Annotated in this window: 19 protein-coding genes and 5 tRNA genes; 5 read left to right on the plus strand and 19 right to left on the minus strand. The window is 49.2% G+C overall.

Translation table 11 applies throughout. The features are described 5' to 3' along the window. Genes corC through miaB form a run of 4 tightly spaced genes read right to left on the minus strand, consistent with a single transcriptional unit; the run spans window position 1 to window position 3,887 of the window. On the minus strand, window positions 1-858 hold the full coding sequence (gene corC / locus ACLBLI_RS07605; protein ID WP_414830499.1) for a CNNM family magnesium/cobalt transport protein CorC: 858 nt from the start codon (window positions 856-858) through the stop codon (window positions 1-3). 33 nt (window positions 859-891) lie between these two features. Then, window positions 892-1,353, minus strand: a complete 462-nt coding sequence (gene ybeY, locus ACLBLI_RS07610; protein WP_414830500.1) for an rRNA maturation RNase YbeY — start codon at window positions 1,351-1,353, stop codon at window positions 892-894. After that, entirely contained in the window at window positions 1,350-2,423 is a 1,074-nt protein-coding gene (locus ACLBLI_RS07615; protein WP_414830501.1) for a PhoH family protein, read from the minus strand. The genes ybeY and ACLBLI_RS07615 overlap by 4 nt, the downstream gene beginning before the upstream one ends. Window positions 2,424-2,450: 27 nt before the next feature. Next, window positions 2,451-3,887 carry a tRNA (N6-isopentenyl adenosine(37)-C2)-methylthiotransferase MiaB gene (miaB, locus tag ACLBLI_RS07620; protein ID WP_414830502.1) on the minus strand — a complete coding sequence of 479 codons (1,437 nt, stop codon included), beginning with the start codon at window positions 3,885-3,887 and terminating at the stop codon, window positions 2,451-2,453. 369 nt (window positions 3,888-4,256) lie between these two features. Here miaB and ACLBLI_RS07625 point away from each other — a divergent pair, with 369 nt between their 5' ends. Both ACLBLI_RS07625 and ACLBLI_RS07630 read left to right on the plus strand, forming a co-directional pair. Next, a complete protein-coding gene (locus ACLBLI_RS07625; RefSeq protein ID WP_414830503.1) occupies window positions 4,257-5,450 on the plus strand; it encodes an FAD-dependent monooxygenase in 1,194 nt (397 codons plus the stop codon). Continuing rightward, entirely contained in the window at window positions 5,438-5,617 is a 180-nt protein-coding gene (locus ACLBLI_RS07630) for a hypothetical protein (protein WP_218309412.1), read from the plus strand. The genes ACLBLI_RS07625 and ACLBLI_RS07630 overlap by 13 nt, the downstream gene beginning before the upstream one ends. A gap of 284 nt (window positions 5,618-5,901) precedes the next feature. Here the strand turns inward: ACLBLI_RS07630 and ACLBLI_RS07635 are convergent, their stop codons facing one another. From ACLBLI_RS07635 to ACLBLI_RS07675, 9 genes are all read right to left on the minus strand, one after another. Then, window positions 5,902-7,305: an alanine/glycine:cation symporter family protein gene (locus ACLBLI_RS07635; protein WP_414830504.1), complete on the minus strand. Its 1,404-nt coding sequence runs from the start codon at window positions 7,303-7,305 to the stop codon at window positions 5,902-5,904. Window positions 7,306-7,623: 318 nt separating this feature from the next. Next, a tRNA-Gln gene (locus ACLBLI_RS07640) sits at window positions 7,624-7,699 on the minus strand. A gap of 38 nt (window positions 7,700-7,737) precedes the next feature. Next, window positions 7,738-7,813, minus strand: a tRNA-Gln gene (locus ACLBLI_RS07645). A gap of 4 nt (window positions 7,814-7,817) precedes the next feature. Next, window positions 7,818-7,902, minus strand: a tRNA-Leu gene (locus ACLBLI_RS07650). 47 nt (window positions 7,903-7,949) lie between these two features. Beyond that, window positions 7,950-8,026: transfer RNA gene (locus tag ACLBLI_RS07655), tRNA-Met, on the minus strand. 158 nt (window positions 8,027-8,184) lie between these two features. Further along, a complete protein-coding gene (locus ACLBLI_RS07660) occupies window positions 8,185-9,045 on the minus strand; it encodes a peptidylprolyl isomerase (RefSeq protein ID WP_414830932.1) in 861 nt (286 codons plus the stop codon). Between the two features lie 503 nt (window positions 9,046-9,548). Continuing rightward, entirely contained in the window at window positions 9,549-10,640 is a 1,092-nt protein-coding gene (gene ychF / locus ACLBLI_RS07665; RefSeq protein ID WP_414830505.1) for a redox-regulated ATPase YchF, read from the minus strand. Window positions 10,641-10,672: 32 nt separating this feature from the next. Next, entirely contained in the window at window positions 10,673-11,260 is a 588-nt protein-coding gene (gene pth / locus ACLBLI_RS07670; protein ID WP_414830506.1) for an aminoacyl-tRNA hydrolase, read from the minus strand. Window positions 11,261-11,265: 5 nt separating this feature from the next. After that, on the minus strand, window positions 11,266-11,949 hold the full coding sequence (locus ACLBLI_RS07675; protein WP_414830507.1) for a 50S ribosomal protein L25/general stress protein Ctc: 684 nt from the start codon (window positions 11,947-11,949) through the stop codon (window positions 11,266-11,268). 357 nt (window positions 11,950-12,306) lie between these two features. Between ACLBLI_RS07675 and ACLBLI_RS07680 the strand changes: the two genes are divergently transcribed. Further along, window positions 12,307-13,692: an amidohydrolase family protein gene (locus tag ACLBLI_RS07680; protein WP_414830508.1), complete on the plus strand. Its 1,386-nt coding sequence runs from the start codon at window positions 12,307-12,309 to the stop codon at window positions 13,690-13,692. A 58-nt stretch (window positions 13,693-13,750) separates the two neighbouring features. Here ACLBLI_RS07680 and ACLBLI_RS07685 read toward each other — a convergent pair whose 3' ends face one another. Further along, window positions 13,751-14,146 carry a septal ring lytic transglycosylase RlpA family protein gene (locus ACLBLI_RS07685; protein ID WP_414830509.1) on the minus strand — a complete coding sequence of 132 codons (396 nt, stop codon included), beginning with the start codon at window positions 14,144-14,146 and terminating at the stop codon, window positions 13,751-13,753. A 63-nt stretch (window positions 14,147-14,209) separates the two neighbouring features. Further along, on the minus strand, window positions 14,210-14,617 hold the full coding sequence (locus ACLBLI_RS07690; RefSeq protein ID WP_414830510.1) for a hypothetical protein: 408 nt from the start codon (window positions 14,615-14,617) through the stop codon (window positions 14,210-14,212). Between the two features lie 396 nt (window positions 14,618-15,013). On the opposite strand from ACLBLI_RS07690, the gene tnpA reads away from it, so the two are divergent. Beyond that, entirely contained in the window at window positions 15,014-15,448 is a 435-nt protein-coding gene (gene tnpA, locus ACLBLI_RS07695) for an IS200/IS605 family transposase (protein WP_414830511.1), read from the plus strand. A gap of 74 nt (window positions 15,449-15,522) precedes the next feature. Here the strand turns inward: tnpA and ACLBLI_RS07700 are convergent, their stop codons facing one another. From ACLBLI_RS07700 to lolB, 4 genes are all read right to left on the minus strand, one after another. Beyond that, window positions 15,523-16,461, minus strand: coding sequence for a ribose-phosphate pyrophosphokinase (locus ACLBLI_RS07700; protein ID WP_414830933.1), 939 nt, complete (start codon window positions 16,459-16,461; stop codon window positions 15,523-15,525). Window positions 16,462-16,501: 40 nt separating this feature from the next. After that, a tRNA-Gln gene (locus ACLBLI_RS07705) sits at window positions 16,502-16,577 on the minus strand. 5 nt (window positions 16,578-16,582) lie between these two features. Further along, window positions 16,583-17,464 (minus strand): 4-(cytidine 5'-diphospho)-2-C-methyl-D-erythritol kinase, encoded by an 882-nt coding sequence (gene ispE / locus ACLBLI_RS07710; protein ID WP_414830512.1) that lies wholly within the window; start codon window positions 17,462-17,464, stop codon window positions 16,583-16,585. Then, on the minus strand, window positions 17,449-18,051 hold the full coding sequence (gene lolB, locus ACLBLI_RS07715; RefSeq protein WP_414830513.1) for a lipoprotein insertase outer membrane protein LolB: 603 nt from the start codon (window positions 18,049-18,051) through the stop codon (window positions 17,449-17,451). The genes ispE and lolB overlap by 16 nt, the downstream gene beginning before the upstream one ends. A 121-nt stretch (window positions 18,052-18,172) precedes the next feature. On the opposite strand from lolB, the gene hemA reads away from it, so the two are divergent. Continuing rightward, window positions 18,173-19,447, plus strand: coding sequence for a glutamyl-tRNA reductase (gene hemA, locus ACLBLI_RS07720; RefSeq protein ID WP_414830514.1), 1,275 nt, complete (start codon window positions 18,173-18,175; stop codon window positions 19,445-19,447). The last annotated feature ends 6 nt before the right edge of the window (window positions 19,448-19,453 follow it).

Here is a 19,453-nt window from a genome sequence, read left to right on the forward strand (position 1 = left end):
TTACTCCAATGACGGAACGGTAACCTTAAGTTGCACCAGGCGGCGCTTATCTGAATTGGTAATTTTAAACTGAATATCACCAATATTGATCTCATCATTGGTTGCCGGCATATGCCCGAATGCTTTGAGCACAATACCGCCAATAGTGTCAGCTTCCTCTTCACTAAAGCTGGTTTCAAAAAAGCTGTTAAATTCTTCCACCGGCGTTAGCGCTTTTACTGAATAGGTGTATTTGTTGAGGGGACGAATGTCGTCTGTACCGTCTTCTTCGGTGTCGTATTCATCCTCGATTTCACCGACGATGATCTCCAGAATATCTTCGATAGTAACCAGACCGGAAACGCCGCCATATTCATCCACCACGATTGCCATATGATAACGCTGCTGACGAAACTCTTTTAGCAGCACATCTACCCGTTTACTTTCCGGAACGATAACCGCAGGGCGCAGAATGTCGCGAAGCTGGAATTCTCTTTCAGGGTTAAAGGCGTAGCTCAGCAAATCCTTTGCCAGCAGTATCCCTTCAATATGGTCTTTATCTTCACTGATAACAGGGAAGCGGGAGTGGGCAGACTCGAGCATAACTGGCAGAAACTCTTCTACATTTTGCTCGATGTCGATGGTAGTCATTTGAGCGCGTGGGATCATGATGTCCCGAACCCGCATTTCATTTACGCCTATTACGCCTTCTATCATCTCCCTTGTCTGCGGATCGATAAGTTCGCGTTGTTCGGCTTCCGTAATCACTTCAACCAGGTCTTGCTTGCTTTGCGGCTCGCCAGTGAATGTCAGTTTTAGTTTGTCTAACCAACTTCGTCCCGGGGAGCCGTTGGTAGAGTGGGGGTTATCGTCGCTCATAATTTCCGTAATTTCTTATATCCAAACGCCAAGTTAATGTTCCTGGTAAGGATCGTCAATCTCTAATTGAGACAAAATGTGAATTTCGCGGCTTTCCATTTCTTCCGCTTCGTCGTCGTTCTGGTGATCGAAACCCAACAGATGCAGAATGCCATGAACAATCATATGGGCATAATGATGCTCTACATTCTTTCCCTGTTCTTCGGCTTCGCGGTGGATAACCGGAACACAAACTACCAGATCGCCCAGTAAATTTACCGGGATATCGGGAGGACATTCGAAGGGAAAAGATAATACATTGGTGGGCTTATCTTTGCCGCGGAACTGATAATTCAGTGCCTGTGATTCTTCTTCATCAACAAAGCGAATGGTCACTTCCTGATCGCTTACGCCTTGTGCCTCATAGACCTCGGATGCCCAGGCCGTTACCTGAGCTTCATCAGGAATGAGTTGTTCGGATTCAAATGCACGTTGATAATCGACCTGTGCGGTCATGATTTATCGCTCTTGTTTGATTTGTCGGCTGCAGCGGCACTGTCTTCAGCCTGCTTCATCGCTTCTTCTTTTTTGGCTTTGCGAATTTTTTCCTGCTCGGCGTCATGGGCTTCATACGCCTGCACAATTCGCGCTACAACCGGGTGGCGCACTACGTCGGTGGCATTAAAGAAATTAAATGAAATATCGTTCACTGAATTGAGCACGTCAATGCTGTGGCGAAGCCCTGAGCGCACGCCACGTGGCAGGTCAACCTGAGTGATGTCTCCGGTTATAACCGCTTTTGAATTAAAGCCGATCCGCGTCAGAAACATTTTCATCTGTTCTGTCGTCGTGTTCTGACTTTCATCCAGAATGATGAAGGCATCATTAAGCGTACGGCCACGCATGTAAGCCAGTGGTGCAACTTCGATGACATTACGTTCCATCAGCTTTTCTACTTTCTCGAAACCGAGCATTTCAAACAGGGCATCATAAAGCGGGCGCAGATAAGGATCGACTTTTTGCGAAAGATCACCGGGCAGAAAACCGAGCTTTTCACCAGCTTCCACAGCTGGACGTGTGAGCAGGATGCGACGCACTTCCTGTCGCTCCAGCGCATCTACGGCACAGGCAACCGCCAGGTAGGTTTTACCGGTACCAGCAGGGCCAATACCGAAGCTGATATCGTGATTGATAATGTTATCAACGTACTGCGACTGGTTAGGGTTGCGTGGCTTGATAACGCCACGCTTAGTGCGGATATGAACATCCTTGGCATAATGGCCGGCTTCGGCCCGTTCCAGGCAGCGTGCCTCCTGAATTGCCAGATGCACCTGCTCGGCATCCAGGTCAGGAATGACACCTTTCACTGGCTGGGTTTCAATATACAGTAATTTGAGCAGCTCAGAGGCTCCACTGGCCTGCTGTGGTTCACCCAACACCTTAAAGGCATTGCTTCGGTACGTGATCTCCACACCCAACCGACGTTCAATCTGTTTGATGTTATCGTCAAATGGGCCACACAGGCTGGAAAGTCTTTTGTTATCTTCTGGTTCTAAAATAATTTCGTTGCTGACCAAAGTACTCAAGTTACTGATATCCTCGCTTTAAAAAATTTATGCTGTTGGCACAAACTGACCCACACCGGTGGCGTCGGGCTGTTCGTGCAAATGCTTAGCCATAATAGATTGGGGCGAAACGGCGACACGCAACCCCATGTCTTTCTCGCGACGAACCACATCGCCACGTAAAGAGTTGGTAAACACATCGGTCACTTTCACATCGACGAATTCGCCAATCATGTCTGGTGTTCCTTCAAAGTTTACAACACGGTTGTTTTCCGTGCGGCCCTGTAATTCCATGGGGCTTTTCTTTGACGGTCCTTCAACCAGAATACGTTGCTCCGTACCCACCATATTGCGGGCAATTCGCAGTGCCTGCTGATTAATACGTTGTTGCAGCAAATAAAGGCGCTGTTTTTTGGTTTCTTCGCTGACATCATCTACGGCATCGGCAGCTGGTGTGCCAGGACGTGCGCTGTAAATGAAGCTGAAGCTCAGGTCATAATCAATGGCCTGAATCAGATCCATGGTGGCTTCAAAATCCGCATCGGTCTCACCAGGGAAGCCAATGATAAAGTCACTGGACATGCTGATATTCGGACGCACCTTGCGCAAACGACGAATGGTAGATTTGTACTCCAATGCAGTATGGCCGCGCTTCATCAGGTTTAAAATACGATCGGAACCGCTTTGTACCGGCAAATGGAGATGATCCACCAGTTCAGGGATTGACGCGTACGCCTCAATAATGTCATCGGTGAACTCCACCGGATGTGACGTGGTATAGCGAATACGATCAATTCCATCGATTGCCGCTACCAGTTCCAGCAACTCAGAGAAACGGCAAATGCTGCCATCGTGATTTTCACCTCGGTAGGCATTTACGTTTTGTCCAAGCAGGTTCACTTCACGAACGCCCTGCTGGGCTAATTGTGCGATTTCAAGGATCACGTCATCCGCAGGGCGGCTGACTTCTTCACCGCGGGTATAGGGCACCACACAGAAGCTGCAGTACTTGGAGCAGCCTTCCATAATAGAGACAAACGCAGTAGGGCCTTCAGCACGGGGTTCTGGCAGACGGTCAAATTTTTCAATTTCCGGAAAGCTGACATCAACCACTGACTTTTCACCACCTTTTAACTGGTTAATCATCTCAGGCAGGCGATGCAAAGTTTGTGGACCGAAAACCAAGTCAACGAAAGGCGCGCGCTGGCGAATAAGCTCGCCTTCCTGGGATGCCACGCAACCTCCCACACCAATAATCAGGTCGGGTTTGGTTTGTTTCAGGTTTTTCCAGCGGCCTAATTGGTGAAATACTTTTTCCTGAGCTTTTTCCCGGATAGAGCAGGTGTTAAGCAGGATAACGTCGGCATCTTCCGGCGCGTCGGCCTGGCTATAGCCATGTGTCGAATCCAGCAGGTCTGCCATTTTTTCCGAGTCGTACTCGTTCATTTGGCAGCCCCAGGTTTTGATATACAGCTTTTTGGTCATAACTACTTGATAACCTGTATGTTTGCACCAGCGTTTTAGCCTTACTCTGACTTCATGTTGAGAAGCCCGGCGGGGCACCTGACTGTGCGAATTCCGAAGATGGCTGGTGGATGTTCAAAATAGCCGCACATTTTACCCGTTTTAAAGCGTTTTGCACAGAGGCAGAGAGGCTAAATCTGCTTCTGGCTGTACGCTTTCGCGTGCACCCGGGAATGCGCTAAATGGATAGACTGTGCCCTGCTGCGGTCAGTTTTGGCTGCTGTCAGCCACAGAATTCAAATTTACACAACGTAACGTAGTCACATTGCGCTGCATCATGGCGGCGCGCAAACGTTTGGGTCATAATGCCGTTAAGGAATAGGAGATGTCATGTACGATTTTTGTATTAACGGCGGCGGTATGGTGGGGGCCTCGCTGGCATTAGGGCTGGCGCAGCAAGGCTATAACGTCGCGCTGGTTGAGACTGCAGTGCCGACGCCATTTGATCCAAACTCTGGACCGGATTTGCGGGTCTCTGCTATCAGTGAACACTCGGTGGTTATACTGCGGGCCCTGGGGGCATGGAAACACATTAACGCGATGCGGGTAAGACCTTACACCGGTCTGGCTGTGTGGGAAGAAGAAGGCAACGAAACCACGTTCTCTGCTGAGTCTGTGAACTTACCCCAGTTAGGTTATTTTGTTGAAAATCGTATTTTACAACTTGGTTGCTATGAGGCACTTAAGGATTTCGATAACGTGACCTGGTTTACCCAAAGCCCGGTGGCAAGCTTTGATTTCAACGCGGGGGATGCCAGCACGCTGACCTTAGCTGACGGGACCAACATTGAGGCGCAGTGGGTAGTCGGTGCTGATGGCGCGCGTTCAGCGGTAAGAAAGGCTGCCGATATTGGCAGTAGCGGCTGGCAGTACGAGCAACAGGCACTGGGAATAACAGTAAAAATGCACCAAACCGCAGCGCCCGTCACCTGGCAACGTTTTTATCCTACTGGCCCTCGGGCATACCTGCCCATGTATGATAATTTTGCATCGCTTATCTGGTATGACGATGCCAAAACCGTTGCTGAGCTAAAAGGGTTGTCGAATGACGCTCTAAAAGCCCGTGTCCTTGCCGCTTTTCCTGATCGACTGATCGCCGGTGACAACGACTTTACCATACAGGATAAAGCGGCGTTTCCATTAACCCGTTCCCACGCCAGTGCGTATGTTACGCCCTCGGTGGTGTTAGTGGGCGATGCCGCGCATACCATTAATCCGCTGGCAGGGCAGGGAGTCAATCTTGGGTTTCGGGACATCGAGTCGTTACTCGCGCTGACAGCGAGTGGCCCCGACATCAGCCAACTGGCATTTTATCGTGCACTTAAAACGAAATATGAAAAGCCGAGACAACGGGACAATGCGCTGATGATGGCGGGTATGGACAGTTTCTACCTCTTGTTTAGTAACAATTCGGGCCCACTTAAATGGATACGAAATCAATTACTCACCGTGGCTGATAAAGTAAAACCGGCTAAACGGGAAGTACTAAAGTATGCTCTGGGGTTAAATCAATGGAAGTTTTAATACTATTGGCAGTCCTGTTTGGCGCGCTGTTTATTGTCGTGCCGCTGATTGAGCGCTCGAAAATGCGTATCAGTAACGAGGACGCGGCAAAATGGGCCAAGTGGATCTGGCCGCTGATGGGGATCCTGCTGGTTGCCCAATTGATAAGATTAATGCTGCAAGGGTAAATAAGGGTAAATAAAACAGGTAACAGGCGGATAAAGAATAATTCGCCGCTGAAGTCAGTTCGCCGTCTGCCATATCGGCTGTACGCCTCGTTTCTGCGTTTTTCTGTAGCAGGACGACAATAGTGTGTCCGTTCAACGTAATTAGAATACAAAAAAGCGTGCCAGGGCACGCTTTTTTATCTCTTGCAGGCTATCTGACTAAAGCCTGCTGATATGTTGGCTGTAGCATCGGGGTAGGGCCGTCCATGAAATACGATGTTCTGGTACGGTTTTATTTTTCCCGCCTACCAGATACCGTCTTCTGACTTACCCTGAATTTCACAATCTCCGGTTTTGTACTCAGGCCGCTCGCCCTTGTCGTGTTTGGCGAAATAGTCCTTACTGATAGACACAATGGTGGGAGTCAGCCAGACGATGGCGGTTATATTAATCACGGTCATCAGCCCTAATGCCATATCTGCCATAGCCCACACCTCTGGTAGGGCCGCCTGAGCACCCCAGAAAATCATACCCAGATACCCGATGGTATATGCTGCACGGCCAGGACGATTATCCAGCTTAAACATGTGCAGATTACTCTCGCCGTAGGCGTAGTTTGCTACCACAGAGGTAAACGCAAATAAGCAAATGGCAGCAGCGACAAAATCGGTGCCTCCTTCACCCAGATGTTCACTCATTGCGGATTGTGTCAGACGAATGCCTTCCATTTTTTCAGAGGCTGTACCGCCTGCCAGCAGGATAATAAAGGCAGTGGCGGTACATAAAATCATGGTATCTAAAAACACACCAAGCATCTGTATATATCCCTGAGACACCGGGTGGTTTGGGTTTGGCGCGGCACTGGCTGCTGCGTGTGGCACCGAGCCTGACCCTGCCTCATTGGAATACAAACCGCGCTGAATACCGTTTTTAATCGCCGCGCCTAAAGCGCCTGCCCCCGCCTCTTGTAAACCAAAGGCTTTGCTGATGATGTCCCATAGCATCGCAGGTACCGCATCGATGTTCATAAACGTAATGGCTAGTGCTACCAGCACATAACCAATACCCATAAAAGGCACTACATATTCAGCAAAGCGTGCAATCCCGCGCAGGCCACCTACAACAATCAGTGCTGCAAGCACAATAATGGCGATCCCTGACCAGGTATCTGGAATCTGATAAGCATTATTTAATGCATCGGTAATAGTATTCGCCTGCACCGCGCTAAACACAAAGCCATAGCCGAAAAACAAACACAGTGAGAATGCTACTGCCAGCCAGGTTTTGTTCAGGCCTTGTTTGATATAGTACGCAGGCCCGCCACGAAACTCGCCGTTTTCATCTTTCACCTTATAAAGCTGACCGAGCACGCTTTCTGCAAAACCGGTGGCCATACCGAGCAGGGCAATCATCCACATCCAGAAAATCGCGCCGGCACCACCCAGAGAAATCGCCACGGCAACCCCCGCGAGGTTGCCGGTGCCCACACGGGCAGACAGGCTGGTACATAGTGCCTGAAATGAACTGATACCTTCGCGGGTTGCGGTGTTACTGTTCTTCATGAGTGCGAACATGTGCGTGAAATGGCGCAGTTGCACTCCTTTCAGCTTCACCGTGAACCACACACCGCAAACAAGCAGCATTACAATGAGTACTTGCCCATCGCCCCACAACACATTATTGACCGCTGAGACAAAATCGTTAACCACGGTATTTCCTTTTATCGTTGTTTTTAACCTATTGGCTGGACGCTATCATAGCACGTGTTTAGCCGTATGGAAGTCTATCCTGCCGTGCCAGGCGGAATTTTAACGCACCGGGTAGTCAGCATCACACAGAGCGGACCGGTGTGAAAGGAGATTAGTGAATGAAATGGCAGGGTTTCCCTGCGCTGGGTTGTCTTTGGTCATTTTCGTAGCCGTAGATAGGCACGTTAATACGGGCAGCAAATGAGAGATTAATCAGAAAGCGAGAAATGCGCAGAATGCAGACACAAAAAAACCGGTCATTGACCGGTTTTTTCAATATGGCTGGGGTAGCAGGACTCGAACCTACGAATGGCGGGATCAAAACCCGCTGCCTTACCAACTTGGCTATACCCCAAGAGGCAACTGCGCAGAGTGCGCAATTACTTGGAAAAATGGCTGGGGTAGCAGGACTCGAACCTACGAATGGCGGGATCAAAACCCGCTGCCTTACCAACTTGGCTATACCCCAACGGTGGTGCGGAAGGAGAGACTTGAACTCTCACGCCGTGAAGCACTGGAACCTAAATCCAGCGTGTCTACCAATTCCACCACTTCCGCCTTGGCTTTCACACAATAAAAAACCCATTAACTGGGTTAGTGTGAAATGGTGGCTACGGCGAGATTCGAACTTGCGACCCCATCATTATGAGTGATGTGCTCTAACCAGCTGAGCTACGTAGCCTCCGTTGTTTTCCTTCCCTCTCAGGAAGTGGCGCGTATTATGCGGATATGAGTTCGTACCGTCAACCCCTTTTTTTACACATTTATTTAAGTGCCTAATATCTAACCCGTAAGGGCTAAAAAGCGCACTAATTGTTGTGCAATTAACCAGTTTCAGCACTACTTCGCTGTGATTTCCTCGACACTTGTCTGGTAATAACAAACGTCAATTGTCCGTGGTGTGAGCGACTTGTCATGAAAAAACGGGTTATCCAGATTGCGGGCATTTGCCAGCTTTTGCTGATAATCGGGATGAGTGGCGGTCTGAATACGGAAAGTGCGTTGCTTTTCCGCAGGCAGCTGGGTGCCTAACCGTACAGAAATGATGCGACTTGGCGTATCAGGCGCATTGATGATACCCCCTTTTTCACGCGCTCCCCGGGGTAAACGCTGAAGATGCTCCAGTCCCAGAAGCACACGTCCAATCACTGACATATTCTTGTCCAGATGCCGTGGCGCTTGTCCGATAACCACGTAAAACTCTGTGGTAGCGGTATTTTTGTCTACGTCCCGGGCAAACGCGACCGTACCAGGACAGTGTGTGTGCCATATCTGATTATTGTTTTTGTCGATACCCACCGGCATTGCATTGAGATACCCGGTAGCAGGAGCATGGGGCGCCTCGGGTTCGACGACGACAGTTTTTTTCGGGATAGGGGAGCGATGAAACTCTGCTTTCAGCGGCGAGGCGAGTGCAAAGGGCTGATTCTCTTCATTACTGCCACCTTGTGCTACGAAGCCTTCAATAACGCGATAAAAATATTTGCCATCATAGAAACCTTCTTCCACCAAATCACTAAAGCGTTCTTTGTGGGTGGGCGCAGTGTCTCCTGAAAGCAGTATTACCACTTCACCGGTGTGCGTCTTCAGATAAACCAGATTTTTAGCTTCGGGGGTAAACCAGTAAGTAGTGTCGAAATCGTTCGAAAAAGCTGGCAAAGACATAAATAACGACAACAATCCTGTGACCAGGTAAACCATGTACTTCACGTTTTTTTACCTTAAAAAATTAAAAATGTGGGGTAGAACGGTATGAAAAATCTTTTCGCTTCTTTAATAACCCGCAGGAAGTGAGGTTAACCACATTGTATTTCGCGGTTTCGTCTCTTTTTTCTTCGAGTTTTGGGACGAGATCTACGACATTGTCACCTTGTGCAACCGCTAGGGTAACGCGTGCCCGCAGGCGTTGGTTACGGCGTCTCTGTAAATAATTGAACAACATACGCAGCATAACAGTACCTTTGTTGTGTCGGTATGAATTTTATTCTGGCGCATCTTGTCCTTACACGCAAAGGCATTTGATATGGTCCAATCACCATAGTCATATCCCCGTTTCCCATTTTTGCCTGTGTAAAGGCAACCTCGTCGGCTGGATGTTAATGTGACGTGAATGTGTGGAAACCGGAGCTGGGTCCTGCTTACTTGGAAATAAAAAGGCCCTGCAGGTGATACCTTGCAGGGCCTTTAAATATAGTAAGTGGCGCTTACACGTTAAAACGGAAGTGAATCACGTCACCGTCTTTCACGATGTATTCTTTGCCTTCCAGGCGCCATTTACCGGCATCCTTCGCACCGGATTCACCGTTGTACTGGATGTAGTCGTCATAGCTGACGATCTCAGCACGGATGAAGCCTTTTTCGAAATCAGTGTGGATCTTACCGGCCGCCTGCGGCGCAGTAGAGCCTTCTGGGAAGGTCCAGGCACGAACTTCTTTTACACCAGCAGTAAAATAGGTTTGCAGAGTCAGCAGGTTGTAACCGGCACGTATTACGCGGTTAAGTCCAGGCTCTTCTAAGCCCATGTCCTGCATGAACTCATCACGCTCATCGTCATCAAGTTCCGCAATTTCTGATTCGATCGCGGCACAAACCGCAACCACGACGGCGTCTTCGCCCTCTGCAATGGCTCTGACCTTATCCAGATACGGATTATTTTCAAAACCGTCTTCGTTCACGTTGGCAATATACATAGTTGGCTTCAGCGTCAGCATGTTCATGTAGCTAATCGCAGCAAGCTCTTCTTTGCTCAACGCCAAAGAACGCAGCAACAGACCTTCGTCCAGGTGCGGTTTGATCTTTTCCAGTACTTTTAATTCAAACTTAGCTTCTGAGTCGCCGCCTTTAGCGCGCTTACCCACGCGGATAAGGGCTTTCTCAGTGGTCTCTAAATCGGCCAGCGCCAGTTCGGTATTGATAACGTCGATATCGTCCTCCGGGCTGACTTTGCCGGCAACGTGCACGATGTTGTCATTGTCGAAGCAGCGAACGACATGACCAATGGCGTCAGTTTCGCGGATATTAGCCAAAAACTTGTTACCCAGGCCTTCACCTTTGGATGCGCCTTCAACCAGACCGGCAATGTCCACAAATTCCATGGTGGTGGGTATTACACGCTGGGGCTTAACAATGGCCGCCAGTTTGTCCAGGCGCAAATCCGGAACCGGTACCACACCTGTATTGGGCTCGATAGTACAGAAAGGGAAGTTTGCCGCTTCGATGCCAGCTTTGGTAAGTGCATTAAAAAGCGTCGATTTACCGACATTCGGCAGGCCGACAATACCACATTTAAAACCCATGATGATGAAACCTTGTACGCTGTTTGGTGGAATCAGGCCTCGGCTTTAAAAGCGTGCAGCCGGTTTTGTGCTTGCTTGAGATCGTTTTTAAACAGGATTTCGGTGCATCTGACCGCTTCGTCAATCGCGTCTTCCATGGCCTGTTTTTCCGACGGGGAGGGCTTGCCTAAAACATGCCCCGTCACTTTGCTCTTATGGCCCGGGTGTCCGATGCCAATGCGCAAGCGCAGAAAATTCTTGTTGTTGCCCAGTTTCGACACAATATCCCTTACGCCATTCTGACTGGAACTTCCGCCCAGTTTGAATTTGGCGACACCCGGCGGTAAATCCAACTCATCGAATGCAACCAGCATCTGTTCTGGTTCAATACGATAAAAGTTTGCCATGGCCGCAACAGCCTGACCACTTTTATTCATGAACGTTGTTGGATAAAGCAAACGGACATCCTGGCCAGCGATAGTAATGCGCGCTGTTTTACCAAAGAATTTGCTTTCAGGTTTTAGCGGGGTGTTATAGGCGTCGGCTAGTTGGTTAAGATACCATTCACCGGCATTGTGTCGGGTGGGGTCATATTCGGGGCCCGGATTACCCAGGCCCACGATAAGGCGGATATCAGCCAAGCTGATTATTCCTTGTCGCCTTCTTCTTTCTTCGCTTCTTCAGCTTCTTTCTCAGCTTTCGCTGCCGCTGCTTCTGCTTCTTCTGCATCGATTACAGGCGTCTTCGGCGCAGGCTTAACAGTCACAACCGCCAGGTCGTGAGTCTCGTCTTCTTTCGCCAGTTCTACAGAAGTGATACCTGCAGGCAGAGTGATGTCTGACAGGTGAACGGTTTGACCCATTTCCACGCCAGCCATGTCTACTTCGATGTACTCAGGAAGATCTTTAGGCAGACACGTGATTTCGATTTCGTTTACGTGGTGCTCAGCGATACCACCGTCATTCTTAACGGCTGCACACTTGTCTTCGTTGATGAAGTGCAGAGGTACGTTAGTGTGTAGCTCTTCGCCCGCGATTACACGCTGAAAATCAATGTGAGTGATTTTCGGCTTGAACGGGTGACGCTGCATGTCTTTTACCAGCGCTTCTACTTTCTTACCTTCAATGTTCAGAGTAAGAACGTGTGAGTAGAATGCTTCGTAATCTGCAGAGTTGTTGATCTTGTTGTGATCAAAAGTCAGTGCTACCGGGGCTTCGTCGCCACCGTACAGGATACCAGGTACTTTGTCTTCACGACGCAGGCGGCGGCTCGCACCTTTCCCCATGTCAGTACGGACAGTGGCATCCAAAAGATAAATTGATCCAGCCATTGCTGTCTCCAAAAAGTTAAAAAGTTAAACACTGTGAATCTTCGCGACCAAAAATCCACTCTTACACTGTATTGCAATCGGCAAAAACAGCGACCCCGAATTTCAAGGGCGGCGAATTCTACCACCACCTAACGCAAGATACAAACGCCATTTGCTGGCTTTTACTCAGTCCCCAACGGAATGTCATTTGTCGGAGTAACTCCGGTATTTATCGGACGGTTCCTGTATAAATTGTCACCACACAGTATAGTGAAATGGCGTATGCGCGATTGCATACCACGATAACAATAATGTACAGGCTGTACGTCAGCGTAAACGACAACGTCGGCTATCTGTCGTCAGCCCCAGGGAGTAACTATGAAACTACGCACGCTATTGTCGATGAGCCTGTTGGTCTTATCGACGTCTGCTGTTGCAGAGAAAACCGCGCTGGTCGGTGGCCGACTGATAGATGGCTTTGGTCATCAGCCTATCGCAGACAGTGTCATTCTGATTGAGGATGGCGTTATCCAGGAAGTAGGAACGCAGGGCGCGTTAGCTGTGCCTGATGATTACACGGTAGTCAGTACCGAGGGGATGGATCTCTTGCCAGGCTTGTGGGAAAACCACGCCCACTTGATGTTAAACGGCCACGCTGATTACAAACACTGGGATGTGGCATATGTGGACAGACTGGGAGATGAAATCATGCCTTCCAGCGCCGTTCAGCTATTGCTTGCTGGCATTACCAGTACCCGCGATCTAGGGGCTCCATTAAAAGAATCGGTAGAGCTAAAACAAGCTATTGAAGAAGGGACGTTACCGGGTCCTAATGTTTATATTTCAGGGCCATTCCTGCAGGCGGAAGCGTATCCGGGCACCGAGAATTTTCGCTGGGGGGTAAAAACAGAGCGTGAGGCAGTAAATAAGGTAAATCAGCTCGCTGATGCAGGCGTAGATATTATTAAATTGATCGACCACGACAAAATGCCGCTTAACGTGGCAAAGAAAGTCGTTGAGCAGGCGCACAAGCGAGACTTGATTGTGGTGGGCCATTCGCATCGCCCGAATGAAATCAGAGTCGGTCTGGAGATTGGCATTGACAACTTCGAGCATACTGGCCTTACGACCGCACCGGAATTTCCCGCTGACGTAGTGGAAAAGCTGAAAGAGCGCACCGCAACCGGACGTGTTGCCGGTGGCCCGCTTTACTGGACACCAACGATTGAAGGGCTGTGGAATTACGATAAAACCGTAGCCAATCCGGAAAAGCTGGATGCCACCTGTTGGCACCGTGGTTTGAAAGACGACACCATTGAAGATATTAAAGGTTCAATACAGGCGCCGGGGCAACTGGAATATACCCAGTTAACACCGCTTCGCAAGCCCACGCTGAAGCGTAAGTTTCAACAATTAAAAGATGCCGGTGTCGTCCTTTTGGTTGGCACTGATAGCGGTATCCCCATGAAGTTTCATTGCCAGAGCACCTGGAATGAGCTTGCCGTTTGGGTAGATGAAATGGGAATGACGCCAATGGACACTATCCGTGCTGCCACCTACTGGCCTGCGGTTATGATGGGCGTGCAGGATAAGTTCGGTACTGTGAGTAAGGGAAAAACCGCGGATATTATCGGTGTGCACGGTGATGTGCTGCGCTATATCAACCTGCTTCAGGATGTCGATTTCGTGATGAAAGGCGGCAAACTATACAAGCAGGATGGCAATGTCATTGAATCGGCATTACCCGAGTCTATGCGCATGTAGCTTTTTAAGGCAGGTGAACCGTCACGTTTTTTATCACCTGCCACTCATCACTTATTCGCTATGGTAAAACGGTAATACGAACCTTAATAATACCCGCATCGGTATCGGCAATATCACTGAATGCCGAGCGGGATAAATCGATAATACGTCCCTGTACAAAGGGGCCACGGTCATTAATTTTCACGGTTGTACTTTTATTGTTTGCCAGATTAGTCACTTTTACTTTGGTACCAAAAGGCAGTGTGCGGTGGGCTGCGGTACTGGACAGGTGATTGTATCGCTCACCACTGGCAGTGGTACTAAACTGGTAGGACATCGCGTAAAAAGACGCTTCACCTACCTCGGTAAAACCGACGTCCTGAGGCCGCGAGCGCTCGGGGACCGAGCTACATCCGGACACAATGAAAAACACTGCCAGACAAAGAAAAGCCGGGCGAAGTGGTAAAAACGACATGATCAGGCTTCCTGAAAAGTGCGGAGGGCGATACTTACCGCTCCCCCGCAAGCAGAAAAAACGTTAGTGGGTCGGATTGATCGGTTTTACCATCGCATCACTGATAATCTCTACATCAGCAACCTTAAACACGGTACCGAACATGGTGATTGTCATGACATCAGGCATAGGTTGCCCGGTAACTTTCACTACCAGACCATTCTGGTGATATTTTTTGTCCAGCCCTTGCAGGGTGTAGTGTTCGCCGCTCTCGGTAACCAGAGCGTAAAAGCCGCCTTCCATATCCTTGTAAACGATACTGCCGGTAATTGACTGACTTTTCTCCATCGCCTTTTCCTCCTTTATTTCGGTGGTTTCAACGGCACCTGACTCTGGCTGCAGAGCGGTTGGGGCTGAGTCGGCTTGGTCATCTTCACCGCATGCGCTAAGTGCGAATGCTGCCAGTAAAACTGGCAAAATATTGTACTTCATAGTGATCCCTTTACTTAGGCTTACCCTGAGGTAATTGCTTGGTTAGCATACAGTACTTTGAACGGGTAATACCAATTTATGACGCTACGTTAACATGTACATTTATGTTTGCGACGTCCCACTGAGTCGAAATTGCATTTTTCTATTATCGTAAAAAATCAGGCGGCGGCAAACGGCAACGTTATTACAAATATATTGCCCAAAGGAAAGAGGCAGGTGTGAACGACAGTGCACTTTTATTGCTAATAAAAAAGGCAGCAAAAATGCTGCCTTTTGTTTTCAGCCCTAAACCACCTACTTCAGTAGGTGGTTATCATTCGTGGTAGGGCTTTGCCCGTATATCTACCCATGTTAAATCTCCTTTTGATTTTTAGCGAAGTCAAAAAGGAAATTAACATGAGTAGATATGAGCAAGCATCGCATGTGTTTTGGCGATGTCAATATCACATAGTTTGGACGCCGAAGTATCGGTTTAGGATATTGAAGAATAAATTAGGCAAAGATGTTTACAGGTGTATTCACGTCTATTGTCAGCAACTCGATTGCATAGTAATGGAGTTGAATGTACAGATAGATCATGTTCATCTGGTTGTAAAAATTCCTCCAAAGCTATCGATATCAAATTTGATGGGAGCTCTGAAAGGAAAAATAGCACTTAAGCTATTCAGCAAATATCCACATTTGAGAAAGAATAAAATGTGGGGAAACCACTTCTGGCAGCGAGGTTACTTTGTTGATTCCGTGGGAGTAAACGAAGAAATTATAAGACGGTATGTCCGTCACCAGGAGAAGGTAGAGAGGCAAGAGCAAGCTCAACTCGCCCTTGACTAAAAGGCCCCCTTCAAGGGGGTTAACGCAAAGCCACCTTCTTTAGAAGGTGGATTCTTTACTTTATATAGATACGATTAATATTCAAACATCGCCGAAATGGACTCTTCGTTGCTGATGCGTCGAATGGTCTCTGCCAGCATTTCAGACAGGGTAAGCTGCTTCACTTTACCGGTGCCTTTCATTTCCGCGCTAAGCGGAATCGAGTCGGTTACGATAATTTCATCAATCATGGATTCTTTCAGGTTATTCACCGCGTTACCGGAAAAAATCGCATGGGTAGCGTAGGCATACACATTACGTGCGCCATGGGCTTTTAATGCTTCTGCCGCTTTTGCCAGCGTACCGCCGGTATCAATCATGTCATCCACGATAATACAGTCGCGATCTTTAACATCACCAATGATATTCATCACCTGGGCCACATTGGCTTTCGGACGACGCTTATCGATGATGGCTAGGTCAGCATCGTTCAGCAGCTTTGCCGTTGCACGGGCACGAACCACACCGCCAATATCTGGCGATACCACAACCGGGTCTGCGAAATCACGGCGAACCATGTCAGCCAGAAGGATAGGCGTACCGAAGGCGTTATCTACCGGCACATCAAAGAAGCCCTGAATCTGTTCGGCGTGCAAATCGATGGTCAGTACGCGGTCAACACCAACGTTAGACAGAAAGTCAGCGACGACTTTCGCGGTAATGGGAACACGCGCTGAGCGTACACGTCTGTCCTGACGGGCGTAGCCAAAATAAGGAATTACCGCAGTAATTCGACCTGCCGATGCACGACGCAGAGCGTCGATCATCACAATCAGCTCCATCAGATTGTCGTTAGTAGGTGCGCATGTGGACTGGATAATAAAAACGTCCGAACCACGGACGTTTTCATGAATTTCGACGCTGATTTCACCGTCACTGAAGCGACCGACGCTGGCGTTTCCAAGTTTGGTGTAGAGGCGATCGGCGACTTTCTGGGCAAGTTCTGGTACGGCGTTACCTGCAAAGAGCTTCATATCTGGCACAAGTGTTTCCTCAGTGCATTGATAAAAGAGGTGGCTGGGGTAGCAGGACTCGAACCTACGAATGGCGGGATCAAAACCCGCTGCCTTACCAACTTGGCTATACCCCAATAATTTACTTCGTGTCCGATGTGGCGTTCACTTCTTGTAGTTTTTGTTTTAGTGGCGACTGATTCACACCTTTAGCCACAAAACTTTGCCATGGAGCGGGTAGCATTGCCTGTACCTGTCTGGCTAAATTTTGGTCGGTAAAGGTAGCGAAAACACATGCGCCTGTGCCCGTCATCCGCGACGGTGCGTAGTGTACCAACCACTGTAATAATTTTGCAACTTCGGGATAGCGATTACAGACAATTTCCTGACAATCGTTGCGGGTTTGCTCGTATTGGTAATCATCCCAGTTCATAGCAGGGGTGTCGCGGGGCAGTTCAGGTGCGCTGAAGACCTCAGCAGTACTGATATGAATACCTGGGTTCACTACCAGATACCAGTTCTCGGGTTGCCCACAGGGTGTAATATCTTCGCCGACGCCTTGCGCAAACGCTGTTTCACCGTAAACAAAAATTGGCACATCAGCACCCAGTTTTAGCCCAAGATCTGCCAGTTCACCGTCACTCAGCCCGCAATTCCACAAGTGATTCAGGGCAACCAGTGTTGTGGCGGCGTTGGAGGAACCGCCGCCAATTCCACCGCCCATGGGCAGTACTTTTTCAAGGGTAATGACGGCGCCGGCCGATTCACTCTTTGCATGCGGCTTTAACATGTTGGCGGCACGAATGATAAGGTTGTCACTATCGGGCACGCCAGGTAGCGGATCGCGCATGCTTACAGCGTTATCGCTTGTGATGTCGAATGCCAGTCTGTCGCCGTGATCCAGCATCTGAAACAAAGATTGCAACTGATGATAGCCATTTGCCTGTTTACCGAGAATATGTAAAAACAGGTTCAGTTTGGCTGGACTGGGCCACCAGTCAGGGGAAGTTACTGTGTTTGCCATGTGTTGATTCGAATTTTAATAAAGTTTTCTGTGTCTTTCTGGTTCAGTGTCAGCGCACCGGGCAACCAGACACCATCTACGTTCTGATAAGCGCCATAACGTACCTGCCATTGACGACAGCGAAAGCAGTTTGGCGTTAAGGTATCGAGCAAGCCGTTCTCGGTAAGGGTATAGGTGTCTCTCTCGCCGGGCACACCTTTTACCCAGTTTAACAGTTTATCCAGCGGGATATCCCAGCCGGTGACCCGATAAATCAGCCGCGAGGCGTCGGTGTCGGTATAGGTTTCACCGTCGGCCTCCAGTGTCACTACTTGGCCCTCTGACTGCATGTCAACCAGCGTAACACCTAAAAAATTGGTGAGACGAAATGCCAGCGCATTGTCGTCTACAGACCAGCGCAGGGTGGCGCTGACTGCCTCACCATTCTCACGTAACGCCATTTTACCTTTGATATTCCACGAGGTAATGCTACGAAGTTTTTCTACCTGTGTGGGTAAATCCACATTACCTTCAGGGCCTTGTGGCCGGGTGGCACAGCCCAGCATCAGGCTGGAGAGGATAAATAAAAACAGAAAGCGTGAGAGCATGAACGGGCAGGGTCTGATATCAATAATGCGTAGGCTTTATAGGAACACAGATTCACCAGCACTTTCAATCATTTTGGGTTTTTCGTACAATGCCGCTCCGACGTTGCCAGCACAAAACTTAATGACCTTACTCGCCTTCGGGATTAACCATAAAACAGCGCCAGTTGCACTTCGCGAAAAAGTGGCTTTTACGCCCGATTCGCTGGTTGCGGCGTTGGCATCGCTGAAGTCTTTGAATGGCATTGAAGAATCAGTCATTGTGTCCACCTGTAACCGCACTGAACTCTACGTGAATGTAGATAAAGACAACCCGCCTTGTCTGTTGTCGTGGTTAGCCGACTTTCACCACGTGGTGAAAGATGAAATTGCCAATAACAGCTATACCTTCGAGCATGAAGAGGCGGTAAAGCATATTATGCGGGTTGCCAGCGGTCTCGATTCGCTGATCCTGGGCGAGCCGCAAATTCTTGGGCAAATCAAACAAGCCTTTGGCGATGCCCGGCATTCCGGCATGGTAAGCGCGGAGTTCGAGCGATTATTCCAGCATACCTTCTCTGTCGCCAAGCGTGTGCGCAGCGAAACTGATATTGGTGCCAATGCGGTTTCTGTCGCCTACGCTGCGGTGCAACTGGCCAAACATATATTTGCCGAACTTCCTAAACGCTCGGTACTGCTGGTAGGGGCTGGTGAAACCATCGAACTGGTGGCGCAGCACCTGAAAGAGCAGGGAGTAAAGCGGCTGGCGGTGGCTAACCGAACAGTGGCCCGCGCTGAAACGCTGGCCTCGCAACTGGGTGCAGACGTATTAACGCTTTCGCAATTGCCATCACATTTAAAAGAGTTTGACATTGTTATCAGTTCCACTGCCAGTCAGCTACCGTTAATAGGTAAGGGCATGGTAGAAGATGCCCTCAGGCAGCGCCGCAATACGCCCATGTTTCTGGTGGACCTGGCGGTTCCCCGTGATATTGAAGAACAGGTGAATGAGCTGGGTGATGCCTACCTTTATACCGTAGATGATTTACAACATATTGTTGAGCAGAACATGGCCAGCCGCGAGCAGGCGGCACAGGAAGCCGAAAAACTAATCGCGCTGCAGGTTGTCGACTTTCTGAACTGGAAGCAGGCTCAGCAATCTATCGATTTAGTGAAGCAATACCGTGAACGCGGCATGAGCCAGCGTGATGAGCTGGCAGAAAAGGCGCGCAATCAGCTGGCCGAGGGGAAACCGGCAGAAGAGGTTGTTCACGAGCTTGCTTACAAGTTGACGAATGCGCTGATGCACGCGCCAACAAAAGCGCTGCGAAAGGCAGCAGCAGAAGATAATACCGCGCTGACACAGTGGCTGGCCGAGCACCTCTCGCTTAGCACTGGCAGCGACACTAAAGAAGGTTAATTAAAA

The organism is Alteromonas sp. H39 (genome assembly GCF_047556435.1).
Classification (GTDB): domain Bacteria; phylum Pseudomonadota; class Gammaproteobacteria; order Enterobacterales; family Alteromonadaceae; genus Alteromonas.